Below are 17,883 nucleotides of genomic sequence, written 5' to 3'. Positions count from 1 at the left end.
TAAGCAGACAGCTCTGCTTGTTGGACTGTTTTTTTGCGGACATACAACAGCGGTCGGAAGTCCAAACTTGTTCGCAATGACAAAATTATTTTTACCTATGCAGAGGATTGATCACAAAATGCGTTGGAGATGTCATGGGGAATCTGATTCTGTCCTTCTATACTTAATAGAGGGAGTGATGATGATGAGAGAACAGCAGCAGACGATTGTTTTGAAGAAAGGGGACGATAGTGTTGCAAACGAAAATTGAGCTGCAAGCACCTCGGCCGACATCCAAAACCTTCGCAAAAAAAATAAAGGATTACGGCTGGGGCTTGGCTTTTTTACTACCGGCTATAGCTGTTTTTTGTGTGTTTTTATGGACGCCGATTGTGAAAGGGATTTTCTATAGCTTTATGAATGTCGACTTTGTCAAAGGGAACAGCTTTATTGGCTTTGACAATTACCGTGATATCTTTGCCAGCAGTGTGCTTGCTAAGTCTGTGTTGAACACGTTGTACTATATGTTTTTATGTATTTTAATCGGCTTTTGGGTACCGAGTATTGTTTCCATAGCCGTGTCAGAGCTGCGCTGGTTTAAAGGAGCTATGCGCCTAATTGTCTACTTGCCGAATATTGTTCCAGCAGTTGTATTATACGGGATGTGGCAATGGCTCTATGATCCGCTAGGACCTGCTAATCAGATTATGTCATGGTTCGGAAGCCAGCAAATTATGTGGCTGACCGATAAAAGCATGGCAATGATTTCGATTGTTATTGCAGAAACCTGGCAGTCCTTCGGAACAGCAGCGCTTATTTATTTGGCCGGTATTGTAAGTATTCCAAAGGATTTGTACGAAGCAGCGGAGATGGACGGAGCGGGTATTTTGCAGCGGATCCGTTATATTACGATTCCGGGCATTAAGCATTTGTATATTTTGTTATTTATTTTACAGCTAATCGGTACCTCGCAGGGGTTCCTGACTCATATGGCATTAACAGGAGGCGGACCAAACAATACGACGCTTACGTATATGTATCAAATTATTAACGAGGCCTTTACGAACTTGAATTACGGCAGAGCTTCAGCGATGGGCGTGCTGATGTTTATTGTTCTGGCATCCTTGTCGATCATCATGTTCTCTATTCAGGGAAGGAGCAAGCAGTCATGAAAATAGAAGAACGGAGCATTCTGTCCTCCTTTGATTTTAAGAAAAAAAGCGTTTGGTTCGGCTATTCTATTATGCTGCTTGGACTTGCTGTTCTTGCTGTAACTATGCTGTATCCATTTGGTACTACGATTTTCTCTTCTTTTAAAACAAGAGCGGAAATCTTCACGTTCCCGCCTAGTTTTTTTCCGGAGCAGCTGGCTTGGAGCAATTATAAGGATGGCTTGCAATATGTCAATTTGGCACGGGGTTTTGCAAATACATTTCTGCTATTTGCAGGGAATGCTGTTTTTTCATTGATCATTATTGGGCTGGCTTCCTTCAGCTTGTCGCAAATGAAGCTGCCAATGCGCAAAGGGTTTATCTTATTTTTTATGAGTACATTAATGATTCCGAGTGCAACCTATCTTATTCCTAATTTTCTGAATTTGAAAAGCCTTGGGCTAATTGATTCGTACTGGGCATTTTGGTTGCCGGCAGCAGCGAACGCTTTTAATATTATGCTTTTAAAGAGCTTCTTCGACGGCATTCATAAAGAGCTGTTTGATGCGGCACGGATTGATGGAGCATCGGAGGTACGCTGCTTCTTTCAGATGGCTATTCCTTTATCAATCCCGGTTTTCTCCACGCTGTTGATTTTTGCATTTACATCGACTTGGAATGATTGGTATTGGCCGTCTCTTGTACTTACTACTCAGGAGAAGTATCCGATCGCTTCTATGGTTTATCGTAATATAATTGAATCCAGTATTATTCCATGGAATATTAAATTTAGTGTTTTGACAATCATTATGATTCCGCCGCTTATTTTCTTCTTGATTTTTCAAAAGAACATTATGCATGGTTTGAACTTGTCCGGCATTAAAGGCTAACCCCGGAGAATTGATCATCACAATCTATGAATAGATCATCGCAGGCAAAAGCGGTTGCAGGTATGCTTGATTTGCAACTAAGTTTTCGATAAAGGGAAGGGGAAGAAACAATGAACAAGAGTTTTAAAAGGATTGGCATGCTGGCACTGATCTCCGTTATGATGCTGACAGCAGCTTGTGGCGGCAGTAAAGGGTCTAATGGCAATGGAAACGGCAACCAAGGAAAAGAAACGCACGCAACTGCAAGTCCTTCGCCGAATACGGAAAAAGAAAATGAAGAGATTACTCTTACTGTTCAATTTCCAAAATCGGACAATACGGTAGAAATTCCTGTTTATGAAGACAAGATGAAGCGTTTCGGCGAGAAATACCCGCATGTGAAAATGGTGAAAAACGACTGGTGGTACAAATCAGACGAGATCGGTATTAAAATGGCAGCGCACCAAGCTCCATCTGGCTTCTACGTTCCTGCAACGGAAGGCGGTACGTTGGTTGGGCATGAGTGGGCAGCAGATTTGACACCATTCTTGGCAGGCTATGAATTTGCAGATGCATTTAACGAGAAGCTTACTTCTCAGTTTACTGTAGACGGAAAGCTATATGCAGTACCTAAAAATGCTTATATTTCTTCTATTATTATTAATAAAAAGCTGTTTGAAGATAAAAATGTTCCTCTTCCATCCTTGGATTGGACTTGGGATGAGTTCTACGAGGCAGCTAAAGCAACAGCTGACCCTGCTAAAGGTATTGCGGGCTTTGCCATTATGGCAAAAGGCAATGAAGGCGGCTGGAACTGGACGAACTTCCTGTATCAAGCAGGCGGCGTATCACAAGAAGTACAGGGAGATAAAGTTGTCTCTGCTTTTAACTCTGAAGCAGGCGTAAAAGCAATGGAATTTATGAAAAAGCTAAGATGGGAAGGCAACGCCTTGCCGCAAAACTGGGCTTTAAACTATGGCGATGTATATAATCTGTTTAAGCAAGGCCGTGCAGCGATTGTACTTGGCGAAAGCGGACAAATTGAGGATGCAGTTAATAATGGCGGTATGAATAAAGACGACCTGCTTATAATGCCTATGCCTTCAATGGAAAAAGGCGGCGCTCATGTTGGGGTGCTCGGCGGCAACTATATGATTGTAAATCCGCAGGAAACTCCAGAAGTACAGCAAGCAGCATTTGATTTTATTACTTTTGATATGTTTAAGGACAGCGAGATCGATGTTTTGAGAACAGTATTGGAAGACCGCAAAGCGAAAAACCAAATTAAAGCATATGGAAGCGCGGCTTACTACTATAAAGCAGATTCTGATTTCGGTAAAAAGTTTGAAGCATTGCTGGATGAATATCCGGACAACGTGTATAAGCTTGATCCGAAAGTAATTGAAGCTATGGTTGGCGTTCCTGAACCTGCTTATAACGGTCAAGAATTTTATGGTGCCATTACAAATGTTATGCAAGAAGTGTTTACGAATGAGAAAGCCGATGTAAAAGCATTGCTTGACGAGGCGGCTAAAAACTTTGATAGCGAAGTGCTTTCCAAAGTTACAATCCAAAAATAAGAGTGAACTAGAGGGTGTCGATTAATTGTGGGCAACTAAATGCTTGATCGTAGTAGCATCCCTTTCGATTGCTTGTTGCCCTATCACAATTAATCGACACCCTCAACTAGCCAGCTATCTCTTTTGCAGTACAAACTGCGGAGAGATAGCTTTGTTTTTATAAATAATAAGTGTCTTCATGATTAAGTGGAAGGATGGCAGATTGATGAACGGGAAGAAGCTGCAATTAGAGGCAATAGAATTGAAGGATGCTGAGACGGGATTAGTTTATAAGAGCATAGGGTGTATTGGCAGCAATACTGCTCATTCTTACTTTACCGTTATGTCTTGGCGTGCTGACAGCAGACATATAATAGCGGCAATAGATGTGGATGCTGCAACGATGAAGGGTACAATGCTGGATGTTGATACAACTGGCGATAGCTGCTGGGGTACTTTGCTTCATAAGGAAATGCTTTGTTTCAATGGACTGGCCACAGCGGATGATATGTATTATTACAGTATCGGCGCTGACATTTTTGAGCTGGCTTTGAAGTCAGGAGAGAGAAGATTAGTTGCAAGTCATCCGCAGGGGTGTGCGTTTTTGGAGCCTTTATCGATCACGAATGACAAGAGCTGTCTTGGCGTTTATTGGGAAAATAACGGAGTTTTCACCATCGGGACAGTAGACGTTGCTGATGGAAAGGTGAGAACGGTAATAGAGCCTGGTTTTGCTAAACCTTATTCCGTAGCGAATCATGCGATGATTAACCCCGTTTATAAGGAGCAATTGTTTTTTGCCCATGAAGGCGATACGGAACAAATTTATGACCGGATTTGGTCCGTCCATACGGAGACAGGCGAGGCGGTCAATTTGTATAAGCAGCAATGGCTTCCGGACGGTAGTGCTCACGGCGAATATATCGGGCATGAGATGTGGTCTTATGACGGAAAATGGCTGTATTTTGTCAGATATGCACACAGCCCGCTCGGATCAAGCGGTATATACCGGGTGAAGCGTGACGGAAGTAAATCGGAGTATATAAATGGGGACTTTCGCTATTGGCACGCTTGCCCAAGTCCGGACGGCAGGTATATTGTTGCGGATACTTTGCTGGATGAAGGGAAGGGCAGTGAGATCGTGCTTATTGACCTTAAAACAGGGAGCTCATGCAAGCTTTGCAGGGTAAACCGTTGGAACCGCCATCCTGGACATCCGCATCCGGCTTTTAGTCCAGATAGCCGTAAAATCATTTTTACCCATGCGGATGAAAATAACGATTTACGTATAGGAATAATAGCGCTGGAGTAACACGATGCGAGCTGAGCAATATGATGAGCTGTAATGAATACCTGCCCTAAAATACAAAGGTTGCCCTTTGACCTGGCGGTCTAAGGGCAACCTTTCTTAAAATAAGTTATAGCAATTTGCCGCTTGAAAGATTATTCATAAACAACGCCTGCATAATATTCCACAACATCACGCAGCACCATAAAGAAGTCGCCGTTAGTCAGCTCCTGCTGGTTGGCAATGCCAGAGATCGTAGCTTCCTTTATCCAGCCCAGCTTCTTCATTTCATCCAATGTCAGCTCAGGGGCTTTAGCGTTGTCGATTGTATTGGCAATCGTTTTTACTGCTTGCTCTAACGTTAACAGCTGCTTGGCGGGCTCGTCGACGTTCGCAATTGCAACGGAAGGGTCGCCACTGAAATAATCGGCATGTGCTTTTTTCACGCGGCTCATGCTGTATACGATGCGCTGCATATTTGATTTGCCATCAAGATCAAATTGCTTGTTGTTATAATCACCGCTTGTAATCAGCATGCTGACTGCCGCTACAAGACCTTTATAAGCTTTATGGTTCATATAATAAGGCGTTTCGAATTTATTATACGTAAGGTCAACGCCTTGCTTTGTCAGTGTCTCACGAAGCTGGGCGACAAGCTCGTTCGAAGCAGAAAGCTCACGGAACGACAGCTTATTATCAACTGACAGCTTGGCTGCAACACCGGCTGCTTGAGCCGTCGCCATGCCCAGCGGGATTACACGCGCACTTCCATGCGGCAGAGAGTCAAAGCTGGCGGCTCGTCCGACGACTAGCAGACCATCTACTTTTTGCGGCACTAAGCTGCGGAATGGCACGCCGTATTGTGCTGGAGACATAAGCACATAACCGCTGTCCAGATGACTTGCACTTTGAATGTCTACACTGTAGGAACCGTAAGCTATAGCGTCCGGGTGTTCGCGGTTAGCGAGCACATCGCCCATCGTCAAGCGGTATTCGCCTTGAATATGGCGCGATTCGCGTATATATAGCTCGTCAAATGTATAGGCAAGCTCAAGGTCTTTCAGCTCTACGAAGTTTTCCTTCAGCCATGCCACAATTCTAGGCGCTTCTTCTCTGCCAATCTCGATCGCTTCTTCGATAGATGCCGGATCTAACGGATCGATTTTGAAAATATGCATAGCGTTGATCAGAATCGTATCATCATTCTGTCTGCCTATATTCAAGCCGCGCATTTTGACGCGTTCCGGATTGCTGGATACATAATCCTTGGCATCCGGGAAGCCCCAGGCGCTCATCGCGTCTATGCCTGTATCTTTATGGTTTGCGAAGGAATCCCAAATTTTTTGAGTAACTCCTTTGAGTGCAAAAACCATCGTGACAGCCATTTGAGCATCAGGATCTCCGATATCTTCCCGGCCGATTGTGAATGGAGCGCCTGCCGCCGCTGCGATATCGCCATCCTGTGTAGCATCGATGACAGAGCCGGCTGCAACGCTTAGCTGCGTGCCATCCTCTGCAACGATATTCATGCCTTGTACCAGGATGCTTCCGTCGGCCTGCATTTCAGTAATAGGCTCCATCGATTGCACTTTCATAAGCGTGTCAATGTTAGCTTCCTTCTTCACCATACTGTAGAATGCGTTGGCTGCTGTATTAACATCAAAAGAAGTGCCTTCTACTTGATCGTACCATTCCTGGAAAATGCCTTTGTTAAGGAAGATATGCTGCCCTGGTATTGCTGATTTCTTCGGTGAATAGTTAAGATCCAATGTATTCAATCCGCCAACGGTCATTAAACCGCCCATAATTTCACGGTTTTTCCCGTCGACTAGAAGCACTTTAAGCCCGTTTCTTGCTGCCGATACAGCAGCGGCAACCCCTTCAGGGTCTGTTCCGGCTACAATGACATCATAACGTTCGGCTGGCGAGCCTACAGATTCAACTGCCATCAATTCCTGGCGCTTATTCGGATTAGTTGTTTCTTTAGCATTTTTGTACCAAAGGACAGCGCCCACAGCTGAAGCTGCAACGAATAAAACAATAATTGTAATAACTAGTTTCTTTTTAGATGAAGACTTTTTATTATCGCCATCTCCGGCAGCCGCTTCTCTTCCCCGATCCTGCAGCGGCATATTGGTTTTCTTCGGCAAGTTGCCGAACAATATCCAGGAAAAAGGCAGGTAACGCGCTGCGAGGCCAACGACAAGCCACGAAGCAACAATCATAAACAGCCAGCTTCCCAAGTAGCTCAAATGAGCAAGAATGGATGTGCTGAAGGACGGCATATATTTATCGTATATATACAAGAAATACATATGGATCAAATAAACGCCAAACGACAGCTGCCCAAAGCGGTAAAGCAGTTTTGTTATGCCGGCTGAGAAATAACGGTATATAAAATGTGCGGCTATAATAAGGAAGAGCGCAGTAAATATGGAATGGAAATTCCATAAAAACTCATACAGCAGTATGGGATAACGTGTGCCATACGCTCGGCTGTTGTGATAAATATGTACATGAGCAAAAGCCAGTACGAGCCAGCAGGCTGTAACAAATAAAATAAATCCGATTCGCTTAAAGCTTATATTTTTGCGAGTGAGCAAAAACCAGCTTTTAATTTTTGGATAGTAAATACCGAGTGCTGCGCCCGCCAAGTAAAAAGAAAAGTAAGATAGGGACCAGCTGCCTTTATTGCTTACGAATATCATTTTATTTTCGATGAGCAGAACGAATATCCATTGAACGGCGAAGCCGAGTGGAATAAGGAAATGGACAAGCCCTTTCCACATTTTTGTAAGCCATAGAAGTACAGGAAACATTAAATAAAATTGAATGCTAATAAATACAAAGTACAGATGCCAATAAGCGGTTCCCGTTCGAAGCTGCTTCCAAAAAAGGGATAATGATTCGGGCGTGAATATGTCCAGATTAGCTCCATTGCGTCTTAATACGAAATAAAATACGGAAAACACAACATACGGAATAATAATATAAAGTAATCTCTTCTTATAGAAGCTTCCGATCAGCCCCGCAGTAAGAGGCCTATTGTAGTAGCTGTAAAATAACACAAAGCTGCTAAGCAAAATAAATGTCGGTGTGCCAAACTTCATAAAAATGTTCGCAAAGTTATAAAAGTAGAAATAAGCTGATTCCTTCATCGTGATTGTAGCTGACGCGCTGGCATGGACAGATATAACGCCAATTATCGCCAATGCGCGGACGATTTGCAGCTCAGGAATAAGCGCTCTCTTGCCAGGCACTGCTTGGGATGGAGTGTTCATAGCTCAACCTTTCCAATCGTAGTAAATATTTAACAACGTCTAAATGGTATCATTACGCCATGGCTGATTGCAACATAAACAGGGCCGTAAAAATGCATTATATGCAATGTTTAATAGTTTTTTAAAAGGTTTAATACATTCTTAAAGTTATTTTATGATTTACAGGTAATCGCAGCAGTAAACAGTGTGAATATGCCAGTATACGGAAATGATTTAGAAAGAAGCATAAAGACAAAAAATAAGCCAACAGGGCTGCTTATGCCCCATCAGCTCAATGTACTGCTTTTAACGGCGCCAGTCCAAAGGATGGCGGAGTCGTTTCTTCCTGTTACAGTTCTTTCTCAAATTGCTCAACTAGCTGTCTGGCTTTTTCTTCATCTTTGGCTTTTACGGATACTTTTTTTAAGTTCCCTTCTGTGGAGATTTTGGCTTTCAGTCCATTGCTTTTGAGTATGGCATATAGTCGGTCCATATCGTCTGCTCGCGAGCCGCTGGCTGTGCGAATGGCTATCCATTTGCCTCCAAACAATCCCATAGTCATCACCTCCCTCAAAACAATAGAGAGCTGCCGTAAGAGGACAGCTTTAATGTCAGGCTCTTACAGCCCTGAAAAATTTCATGCATTTGTCAGACTCAAAAAGTCATTTCCTCTTGTATGTATACAACCGCAATAAAGAATTATGACAGCTTATGCAACAAAAATATTGCTCGTGCATACAAGCCTTAAAATTGGTTATTTGCAGTGCGTGCATATTTCAATTTAAGCTTAGGAATTCTAATGATGTTTGAACAAATTGATTATTCTGTTCACTTGACAAAGCTAACTGTAACGTTTAAGATTACAGTATAAAGCAGGGAGGCCAACTCACAGTGAATAGTGAATTTACGATTGCCGTGCATAGTCTCGTATATTTGGCATATTTGCCCGAGAGAATGGCCAGCAGTGAGATGATTGCAGATAATGTAGGAACGCATTCGGTGCGTGTTCGCAAAATTATGAGCGGTTTGCGGCGAAGCGGACTTGTCGATACGCGTGAAGGCTCCGGCGGAGGTTATCGCTTGACGGCAGACCCGGAAGCTGTTACATTGGCTGATATTTACCGTATTATGGCGCAAGGCTCGCTTATTCCTAGCTGGTGCTCTGGAGATCCAGAGATGGATTGTGTAGTGGGCTCCAATATGAATCAAGTGATGTACGGCATTTTTTGCAAAGCAGAGAAGCATTTGGAGACCTATTTTCATGCGATCACATTGCAAGATGTGCTGCAGCAGATTAAGGATTGTGAGTAGCGATTCACAGGAATGGCTTAACAGCAGTGAGACGGGTAATCCCTTCATCATATTTATTGACTAGAGAGGATGATAGTAATGGCAGTAGCACTTACAAAAGATAATTTTAAACAAAGCATCGAAAACGGTGTTTCCCTTGTTGATTTCTGGGCGCCATGGTGCGGACCTTGCAAAATGCAGCTTCCAATCGTTGAGGAGCTTTCTTCTGAGCTGGAAGGCCAGGCGGTAATTGCAAAAATTAACGTTGACGAGGAGCCGGAATTGGCATCCCAATTCGGAGTTATGAGTATCCCGACGCTAATTTTGTTCAAAGACGGCCAGCCTGTTGATAAAATGGTTGGATTGCAAAGCAAGGATTCACTTAAAGCTAAAATTTCCGGCCAAATGTAATTTGAACGCACGGTAAACGCGCTTTTCCAAAGAATAGCGAAGCCGTTTATCCTTGTGAAATGAAAAGAGCGAAACACAGGTTTTACTTGTGTCTCGCTCTTTTTTTTAGCATGTACTGCTAGATATTTTATGAGAAAGTGGAATTTTTTTGCTCCAGGTGCAACATCGCTTGAATAGCTTTCGTTTGAAAATATAGGAAAGTGCAAGGGTGAATATAATGGAAATGCATAGGAGGTTGTGCCAATGAATCAGAAGTGGGGTAAACGATTATCGCTGTCGGTAGCTTTGGCGATGTCACTCAGCGTGTTGCCAACATCAGCATTTGCAGACAATGAAACGGCTCCAAGCAGCTCAAGCTCACCAGCGTTAAGCGATACTGCTGCAGGAGGGGACAATTCAACAGTGATTGATGACAAATCCGTAAAGCTAACCAAAAGCAAGGCAGAGCAGCTTGTCAGACAATATGTAAATATTCCGAAGGATTATACAGTTCAAAGCACAGGCTTATCGTCAGTTTCTTTAGCCGAAGGGAAGCGGCAGTATTGGAATATTGAATTCGTGAAGCGGGTTAACGGGAAGCATATGGGCAGCATCAATGCTTCTATTGACGCCAATTCCGGACAATTGATCGAATTCAATTCGTATGTGAACAATCCTTCAGTTAAGCCTACATACCCGCTAAAGGTTGACCGTGATGCCGCCAAGAAGCTGGCCGATGATTTTATTAAACAAATAGCTGCTGATTACAGCAGCGAGGTGAGATTTAATGAGCAGTATGGCAAGGAAGTTTTGCCGCCGTTAACCGGTCAGGTAAGACATATGCTTCGTTATGATCGAATCGTAAATGGCATAGCCTTTGCGGATAACAATATTTCAATAGAAGTGGATAGTGAAGGGCATGTTCAGCGGTTTAGCTTGAACTGGGATTCGACGGTCAAGTTTCCGAAGATAGGCAACTATTTGAACGAGCAGGAAGCGCGCCAGAAGATCGAACAGGCCGCTAGTCCGATTTTGAAGTATGTGCTTCCTTACGACAATAATGACGGCAAACCTATTCTTATAGAAGACCTTCAAGCTTTTGCTATTGATGCCGTAACCGGGAAGAAAAATACATCTGCTGACAGATACACCTTTTATCAAGGAACGCCATCTACGAGTCCAATAACGGATAAGCCGCTGGCGAGCGCTCCATTGAAAAAGGAAATATCAGAGAAGGATGCTGTTGCGGCGGTAGAAAAGGCGTTCAAGCTGCCTGATGGGGCAGAGCTGCAGCATTCCAGCTATTATGAGCATCAGAACGATCGTGTCAAGCAGACGGTCAAGCAATGGCATCTTAACTGGGCAGTGAAAGAAAAAGATAAGGAAATAGGCTCATTTTCGGCTTCAGTCGATGCTTCGACCGGCACTGTAGTCAATTATTACGGCTATTACTACAATAGCTCTTCTTCGGCAAATACAGGAACCCAGCTTACTCTCGATGAAGCTGTGGCCAAAGCAGAGCAGACGGTTAAGGAGCAGCTTCCGTGGCTGACGCATCAGCTTTATGTTGTTAAGCCTGATCCAAAGCAATTTGAGAAGCAGAAGCCTGAAGATAATTTCACTTACTATATAAACTTCGTTCGCAAGGTGCATGGCGCTATTGTGGAGTACGATAATGTAGGTGTAGCTATTGAAAGCAAAACAGGCAAAGTAACCAGCTTTGATGGATCTATTACGCCAATCGAGTATGCTGCTAAGACCCCAGATTTAATTTCTGGCAAGCAATCATTGGAGCGCTGGTTAGATTATTATAATATTCAGTTGACCTACAGGCTTGTACAGCAATACTGGCTGAATGGCTTGCCAATGCCAATTGAGAAATACAAAGTGATGCTTGCTTCCGGAGTTATACAGGATGACGTAGAAGTAAAGAATGAAGTAGAGCTTGTCTATCAGCTGGTTCCTCGTACGCTGAATGAGAGTGTATGGCTTAATGCGGTTACTGGAGAATGGATTACACGGGATAAAGGTGAGGTCACACAGCTTGATCTGCCGAAAGCGACTGATATTGCCGGCCATTGGGCGGAGCCGCAGCTGGAGCTTATGATTTCATACAAGGCGCTTGATGTGAAGGATGGACTTGTTCAGCCTAACAAGGAAGTAACCCGCGGCGAGCTGATTAAAATGCTTGTCCTGGCGCGCAATCGGGGAGAAGGCGTTTATATGACTGCGCAATCCAGCAAGCTGCTCTCAGGCGGTTCCTTTAATGATGTAGCAGCTGATTCAGCTTACTTCGCTTATGTAGAGAGCGCACTGGAGCAAAATCTGATTGATGTGGGAGACGGCTCCTTCAATCCGGAAGGTACGGTTTCCCGGGAAGATATGGCGGAGCTGATCGTACGGGCGCTAGGCTATAATACACTGGCCCAGCGTGAGAATATTTTCAAGGCAGAATTTAAGGATGCGGACAAAATCGATAAGAAAGGCCAGGTTGCGATCGTGGTCGGCCTTAATATTATGTCCCTGTCCAATGAGAGCTTTAGGCCTGACAAAAAAGTAACGCGTGCTGAAGCAGCGGCAGCCTTCTTCCGCTATTTGCAGCAGCGTGCTGAATTGCAGGAAGCTCCTATCCGCATGTAATTGAAAGAGGCGCTGCTCCGTTTTGGAGTCAGCGCCTTTTTCACCGTAAAACTGTATGTCCTTTTAAATTTTGAAAAGCTTCACTGATGATTGCAATTCCTCCGCCATTTTGGCCAGCATATTCGAGGCAGCTGCGATTTCTTCCATCGATGCATTTTGCTCCTCGGCAGCGGCGGCCACCTCCTGCGTACTGCCGGAGAAATCGCTCGTTATTTCCTGAACGAGATCGATGGAAGCAACCATCTCATTGGAGCCTTCGTGCAGCTGCTTAATTGCAGAAGCAATTTCTTGAATTTGTCCATATACCTGGCTAATGGAATGTGAAATCAACGTAAAGGATTGACCGGCTTCATTGCTCAGCTTAGTGCCTGTATGCACAGCAACGCTGCCTTCCTGCATGCTTGCTACGGCCAGCTGGATATCGGTTTGAATATCATGAATCAGCTCTCTGATTTGTTCAGCTGCTCTGCCGGATTGCTCCGCAAGCTTTCTAACCTCGTTCGCTACTACAGCAAAGCCCCGTCCTTGCTCGCCCGCCCTTGCAGCTTCTATAGCGGCATTGAGGGCAAGTAAATTGGTTTGACTGGAAATATCGGTTATAACGGATATAATGGCGTCAATTTCAGTTGATTTATTGCTTAGCTCGTTAACGGTAACCGAAATTTTGTCGGTTGTCTCTTCAATGTATTTCATTTGCTCAATAGATTGCCGCACAACTTGATTGCCATTTTCCGACGTTTGAACAGTTTCATCTGAAAGCTCGGTTACATGCTTACTAAGCTCTTTGATATGAAGAATACTACTGGACATTTGGCTTACAATTTCCTTGGAGCTAGACGTGTTCAGCACTTGTTGTTCTGCACCGGAAGCGATTGTCTGGGCAGAAACAGTTATTTGATCGGTCGCTTTGCTCGTCTCTTCGGCGCTGGCAGTCAGCTCCTCAGAAGAGGCGGCGACCTGCTCCGACGTAATGGCAACCTTGCCAATCAAGTCACGCAGGTTATTGCTCATCGTCTGAATATGGTTGCCAAGCTGCCCGATCTCATCTTTGCTTTTAAACAGCAGTGGCTCACCTGTCAAATCACCCGCGGATACTAGCTTGACTCGCTCAGTCACCTTTTTGATCGGCTTTGCAATTGTGCCGCTAACATAAACCGCTAAAATAATAACGATGGCTGCAGCAATACTCATGATAATAAACATATTGAATTGAATCTTGTTAGCGCTGGCTAACACATCGTTCATTTTCATGCTATAGAAAAGGTTATACCCTGTTTCTTTAACAGGAGAAAAAGCGATCAGATATTCAATTCCGTCCTCAGTGTTTTCTTCAACACCGACCTTATTTTCTGTATTTTTCAAAATATCAGCATATTTTTGGCTGAAGTTTACTCCGTCAACTGATTTGCCAATCATGTCCGCATCGGCAATATGTTGAATCTGATTAAGCTTGTCCACTAAAATGATGTATGTGCTTGGATCCACTTCATGGATAAAGTTGCCGATAAAGGCTTCAAAGTTTAGTGAAGCGTAAAGGACGCCGATTGGATTTTTATCGGTATCAGTAATAGGGGAAGCGATGACTATAATCCGGTTGTTTGTTGATTTGGAGATGATGATGTCAGAGTAATAAGATTCGCCCTTCATAGCTGCCTGGAAATAATCACGATCCTCAAGCGTCATGCCAAGCGTGCTTTTGTCGGAGCCGGCTACTATAATTCCGTCCTTGCCTGTTACGCCAACCGATTCGTAAACGTCGGATTGGTCTTTAATTAAGGTTAAGTATGGTGTCATCCATTCTGGATTCATGGACCGCAAAGTATCGGTCATTGCAGACAGTGTAATTTCACTGAAGTGATGATAAAGCCACTGGTCCATTGCTTTCGTTTGGCTTTCTACAATACTTTTGAACGATTCCTTTTGATTTTTGACAAGTTCTTGCGAGCTTTGGCTATAGGTTAAAAAGGATGAAGAAATTAATGGAATCAGAGCTACAACCAAAAACCATAAGGTAAGCTTGCTTCGAATGCTGCGTAATTTGATGCTTTTCATTTTTGTACGTAAATTCATTGATTCAACCCCTCATGTCATTTCATTAGATGTTTTTCTATAACTTTGGCACAAGTAAATGCTGGAAACCCTCCTCAATCAATCGTGCCTCAATAATTGGAAAATAGCCCAATTATTGTTTTCGACAATATCATCAAATATCTTATCGGCAAATAAGTATAAGAATTATAGAATGAAAATTTGTTTTTTACACAATTTATGTATTTGATGTATATTATTTAAAATTTATTTTTTGTAAAAGCAATAAGTGGCGCTCTATATTGGTTAGATGAAAAAAAGCAATTTTAGACGCATAGAGGCAATCAGGCCTAATCCAATCGCAGGACTTTAAAAGTGTTGTCTGCTCATGTATAATGACGTGAGTTACTATCGGAATAGGGGTGTCTTGAGAAATGGCATTAAAAGCAGGTATCGTCGGACTACCGAACGTCGGAAAATCCACATTGTTTAACGCAATTACACAGGCAGGAGCTGAATCTGCCAACTATCCATTTTGCACGATTGATCCGAATGTTGGTGTCGTAGAAGTGCCGGACGAGCGTTTGAATAAATTGGTAGAGCTTGTTGTACCGAAAAGCATTGTGCCGACGGCCTTTGAATTTGTTGATATAGCAGGTTTAGTAGCGGGTGCGAGCAAGGGCGAGGGGCTTGGCAATAAGTTTTTGGCGCATATTCGCGAGGTAGATGCGATTGTTCATGTCGTTCGCTGCTTCCAGGATGAAAATATTACACACGTAGCGGGCAAGGTTGATCCGATTAGCGATATTCAAACGATTAATCTGGAGCTTATTCTTGCTGATATTGAGTCTGTTGAGAAAAAAATAGAGCGTTCCCGCAAAAACCTGAAGAGCGGCGATAAAAAAATCGCGCAAGAGGTAGAGGTGCTGGAGCGTGTGAAGGAAGCTTTGTATCAGGACTTGCCTGCACGCAGTGTAGAGCTGTCTGATGATGAAAAACTGCTTGTTCGCGACCTGCATTTGCTGACGATGAAGCCTGTGCTTTATGCAGCTAACGTGAGCGAGGATGAGGTAGCCGATACAGATGGCAATGAGTATGTTCAAATCGTTCGTGAGTTTGCCGCTCAAGAGGGAGCAGAGGTCGTTCCGATCAGCGCGAAGGTTGAATCCGAAATTGCGGAGCTGGACGGCGACGATAAAGCAATGTTCCTGGAAGAGCTTGGCATGGCGGAGTCTGGGCTTAACCGTCTTATTCGCGCAGCCTATAAGCTGCTTGGCCTGTATACTTACTTTACTGCAGGCGTGCAAGAGGTTCGTGCCTGGACAATCGTAAATGGAACAAAGGCGCCGCAGGCGGCCGGCGTTATTCATACCGATTTTGAGCGCGGCTTTATTCGCGCTGAGGTTGTATCATTCGAGGATTTAGCGGCTGCAGGCTCAATGGCGGTTGTGCGCGAGAAGGGACAGCTTCGTCTGGAAGGCAAAGATTACGTCGTTCGCGACGGCGATGTTATGCATTTCCGCTTCAACGTTTAATAACCGAATAAAATACTGCTGCATATGATAAACAGCATACGATTAAATGGCCAGTCATACAAAATGACTGGCTTTTTAAAATGTAAAAAGTGTAATTTTCTATAAACTGTTCTTATCATTCATCGGTAAACGCGCCTTTTCAAAGGAGTGAAGCCGTTTATCCTTGAATTTAAGAAGTGTAAGTTTTTCCTTACGCCTGTTCTTTTATTTCCGTGTAACCGTGCTTCCTTAGCCATGACGCCAAAAACGTTTAAACGAGCAGGTAGATTATCTTGACTATACGGTCATAATTATATGTAAGTGACAAGTTAAAACACTTGTCGGAGCCTCCTACTCGTATGTTATAATAAAGAAATATCCTAGAGGAATAGACCGAGGTGAATAATTGTGTTAGACCGTTTGCAAGCACTCGCAGACCGATATGAGAAGCTAAGTGAGCTATTGTGCGACCCGGATGTAGCTTCCGACCCAAAGCGTCTTAGAGACCTGTCCAAGGAGCAGTCGGATTTGCAAGAGGCGTATGAAGCATTTACAGAATATAAACAAGTTTCAGAGCAATTGGAAGATGCTAAGCAGATGCTTGGCGAAAAGCTGGACGATGAAATGCGCGAGATGGTTAAGATGGAAATCGATGAGCTGTCAGAGCGCAAAGAATCGCTAGAAGAGCAAATCCGTATCCTGCTGCTGCCGAAAGATCCTAATGACGATAAAAACGTAATTATGGAAATTCGCGGCGCCGCAGGCGGCGATGAGGCAGCTCTATTCGCTTATGAGCTTTACCGTATGTATACCAAATTCGCTGATGCGCAAGGCTGGCGGGTTGAGCTTATGGACTTTAGCGAAAATGACCTGGGCGGCTTCAAAGAGGTCATCTTCATGGTTAACGGAAAAGGTGCCTACAGCAAGCTTAAATATGAGAGCGGAGCACATCGCGTGCAGCGTATTCCCGTAACAGAATCAGGCGGCCGTATTCATACCTCAACATCAACCGTAGCAGTTATGCCGGAGGTTGAAGAGGTTGAGGTTGAAATCTTGGATAAGGACATTCGGGTGGATACGTTCTGTTCCAGCGGGGCAGGCGGACAGTCCGTTAATACGACCAAATCTGCTGTTCGCGTACTTCACGTGCCAACAGGCATTATGGCGACATGCCAAGACGGCAAATCGCAAAACGACAATAAGACAAGAGCGCTTCAAGTATTGCGCGCACGTATTTATGACGTACGCCGCCAGGAAGAAGAAGCGAAGTATGCAGGCGAGCGCAAGAGCAAGGTCGGAACAGGCGATCGCAGTGAACGCATACGCACGTATAACTTCCCGCAAAGCCGCGTGACTGATCATCGCATCAACTTGACGCTGCATAAGCTTGATTCCGTAATGAATGGCGACATTAATGAAATTGTTTCCTCGCTGACCATTGCTGAGCAGGCTGAGCTTATGGAAAAGGAATCCATGGGAATTTAATAAAGGTGAATTAAACGCTGAATTGCTGTGAGCTTGCCTTGGCAGGTTTCTAGGCATTCAGCGTTTTGTTTACAGTATGGAGCAGTATAGCGTAGAGGTACAGCGGTACAGTACCGCAGATTAGTGTGGTGATAAGTGCAGTGATAAGGTGCATCAGGCAGAGTTGCGATAAGTGCAGTGTACCTATAGTCTCAGAGCCGTAACGGTTGTGAGGAGGGTGTCGATTCATTGTGGGCAACGATTGATAAGCAATAAGAAAGGGGAACGAAGAGTAAGATTGGGAATGGAGAAGCGGCAGCGTCCGACTTTGTAGGCCGATTTTATCCATTACAGGGGTTATTTTGTCAAAAAAATTGGACTACAACAGCGGTCGGAATCCCAATCTTGATCGCAGTGTCACCCCTTCTCTTCTCTACTGCTTGTTGCCACT

The 17,883-nt window shown here is 44.0% G+C and carries 12 protein-coding genes; 9 read left to right on the top strand and 3 right to left on the bottom strand.

The annotated features are described in order from the left end of the window. The first annotated feature begins 230 nt into the window (after positions 1-230). The 4 genes from ACRRU2_RS21685 (at position 231) to ACRRU2_RS21670 (ending at position 4,870) form a co-directional block, all read left to right on the top strand. Positions 231-1,151: a carbohydrate ABC transporter permease gene (locus ACRRU2_RS21685; protein ID WP_432504940.1), complete on the top strand. Its 921-nt coding sequence runs from the start codon at positions 231-233 to the stop codon at positions 1,149-1,151. Further along, positions 1,148-2,020 (top strand): carbohydrate ABC transporter permease, encoded by an 873-nt coding sequence (locus tag ACRRU2_RS21680; protein ID WP_331697816.1) that lies wholly within the window; start codon positions 1,148-1,150, stop codon positions 2,018-2,020. The genes ACRRU2_RS21685 and ACRRU2_RS21680 overlap by 4 nt, the downstream gene beginning before the upstream one ends. A 110-nt stretch (positions 2,021-2,130) precedes the next feature. Beyond that, a complete protein-coding gene (locus tag ACRRU2_RS21675; protein ID WP_432504937.1) occupies positions 2,131-3,579 on the top strand; it encodes an extracellular solute-binding protein in 1,449 nt (482 codons plus the stop codon). Positions 3,580-3,784: 205 nt separating this feature from the next. Further along, a complete protein-coding gene (locus tag ACRRU2_RS21670; protein ID WP_432504935.1) occupies positions 3,785-4,870 on the top strand; it encodes a hypothetical protein in 1,086 nt (361 codons plus the stop codon). A gap of 131 nt (positions 4,871-5,001) precedes the next feature. On the opposite strand, the gene ACRRU2_RS21665 is transcribed toward ACRRU2_RS21670, so the two are convergent. Together ACRRU2_RS21665 and ACRRU2_RS21660 are read right to left on the bottom strand one after the other, a co-directional pair. After that, positions 5,002-8,127 (bottom strand): FAD-dependent oxidoreductase, encoded by a 3,126-nt coding sequence (locus ACRRU2_RS21665; protein WP_432504932.1) that lies wholly within the window; start codon positions 8,125-8,127, stop codon positions 5,002-5,004. Between the two features lie 328 nt (positions 8,128-8,455). Beyond that, positions 8,456-8,662: a hypothetical protein gene (locus ACRRU2_RS21660; protein ID WP_331697812.1), complete on the bottom strand. Its 207-nt coding sequence runs from the start codon at positions 8,660-8,662 to the stop codon at positions 8,456-8,458. A gap of 335 nt (positions 8,663-8,997) precedes the next feature. On the opposite strand from ACRRU2_RS21660, the gene ACRRU2_RS21655 reads away from it, so the two are divergent. From ACRRU2_RS21655 to ACRRU2_RS21645, 3 genes are all read left to right on the top strand, one after another. Further along, positions 8,998-9,417 (top strand): RrF2 family transcriptional regulator, encoded by a 420-nt coding sequence (locus ACRRU2_RS21655; RefSeq protein WP_432504929.1) that lies wholly within the window; start codon positions 8,998-9,000, stop codon positions 9,415-9,417. Between the two features lie 78 nt (positions 9,418-9,495). Continuing rightward, entirely contained in the window at positions 9,496-9,807 is a 312-nt protein-coding gene (gene trxA, locus ACRRU2_RS21650; RefSeq protein WP_331697810.1) for a thioredoxin, read from the top strand. 243 nt (positions 9,808-10,050) lie between these two features. Beyond that, positions 10,051-12,426, top strand: coding sequence for an S-layer homology domain-containing protein (locus ACRRU2_RS21645; RefSeq protein WP_432504926.1), 2,376 nt, complete (start codon positions 10,051-10,053; stop codon positions 12,424-12,426). A gap of 63 nt (positions 12,427-12,489) precedes the next feature. On the opposite strand, the gene ACRRU2_RS21640 is transcribed toward ACRRU2_RS21645, so the two are convergent. Further along, positions 12,490-14,496, bottom strand: a complete 2,007-nt coding sequence (locus ACRRU2_RS21640) for a methyl-accepting chemotaxis protein (protein ID WP_432504924.1) — start codon at positions 14,494-14,496, stop codon at positions 12,490-12,492. Between the two features lie 392 nt (positions 14,497-14,888). Between ACRRU2_RS21640 and ychF the strand changes: the two genes are divergently transcribed. Both ychF and prfA read left to right on the top strand, forming a co-directional pair. Next, a complete protein-coding gene (gene ychF, locus ACRRU2_RS21635; protein WP_331697807.1) occupies positions 14,889-15,989 on the top strand; it encodes a redox-regulated ATPase YchF in 1,101 nt (366 codons plus the stop codon). 387 nt (positions 15,990-16,376) lie between these two features. Next, positions 16,377-17,453: a peptide chain release factor 1 gene (prfA, locus tag ACRRU2_RS21630; protein WP_331697806.1), complete on the top strand. Its 1,077-nt coding sequence runs from the start codon at positions 16,377-16,379 to the stop codon at positions 17,451-17,453. Positions 17,454-17,883: the final 430 nt, after the last annotated feature.

Origin of the sequence: Paenibacillus sp. GXUN7292 (assembly GCF_050864975.1) — a bacterium.
In the GTDB taxonomy this organism is placed as follows: Bacteria; Bacillota; Bacilli; order Paenibacillales; family Paenibacillaceae; genus Pristimantibacillus.
The sequence above is the reverse complement of the archived record's forward strand: the minus strand, read 5'-3'. Positions and strand labels throughout refer to the sequence as shown.

What these genes read in the sequence shown, in the direction of transcription:
- ACRRU2_RS21675 (WP_432504937.1), top strand. Translation starts at nt 2,131, where the DNA reads ATGAACAAGAGTTTTAAAAGGATTGGCATGCTGGCACTGATCTCCGTT.
- ACRRU2_RS21665 (WP_432504932.1), bottom strand. Translation starts at nt 8,127, where the DNA reads ATGAACACTCCATCCCAAGCAGTGCCTGGCAAGAGAGCGCTTATTCCT.
- ychF (WP_331697807.1), top strand. Translation starts at nt 14,889, where the DNA reads ATGGCATTAAAAGCAGGTATCGTCGGACTACCGAACGTCGGAAAATCC.
- ACRRU2_RS21645 (WP_432504926.1), top strand. Translation starts at nt 10,051, where the DNA reads ATGAATCAGAAGTGGGGTAAACGATTATCGCTGTCGGTAGCTTTGGCG.
- ACRRU2_RS21660 (WP_331697812.1), bottom strand. Translation starts at nt 8,662, where the DNA reads ATGGGATTGTTTGGAGGCAAATGGATAGCCATTCGCACAGCCAGCGGC.
- ACRRU2_RS21670 (WP_432504935.1), top strand. Translation starts at nt 3,785, where the DNA reads ATGAACGGGAAGAAGCTGCAATTAGAGGCAATAGAATTGAAGGATGCT.
- trxA (WP_331697810.1), top strand. Translation starts at nt 9,496, where the DNA reads ATGGCAGTAGCACTTACAAAAGATAATTTTAAACAAAGCATCGAAAAC.
- ACRRU2_RS21640 (WP_432504924.1), bottom strand. Translation starts at nt 14,496, where the DNA reads ATGAATTTACGTACAAAAATGAAAAGCATCAAATTACGCAGCATTCGA.
- ACRRU2_RS21680 (WP_331697816.1), top strand. Translation starts at nt 1,148, where the DNA reads ATGAAAATAGAAGAACGGAGCATTCTGTCCTCCTTTGATTTTAAGAAA.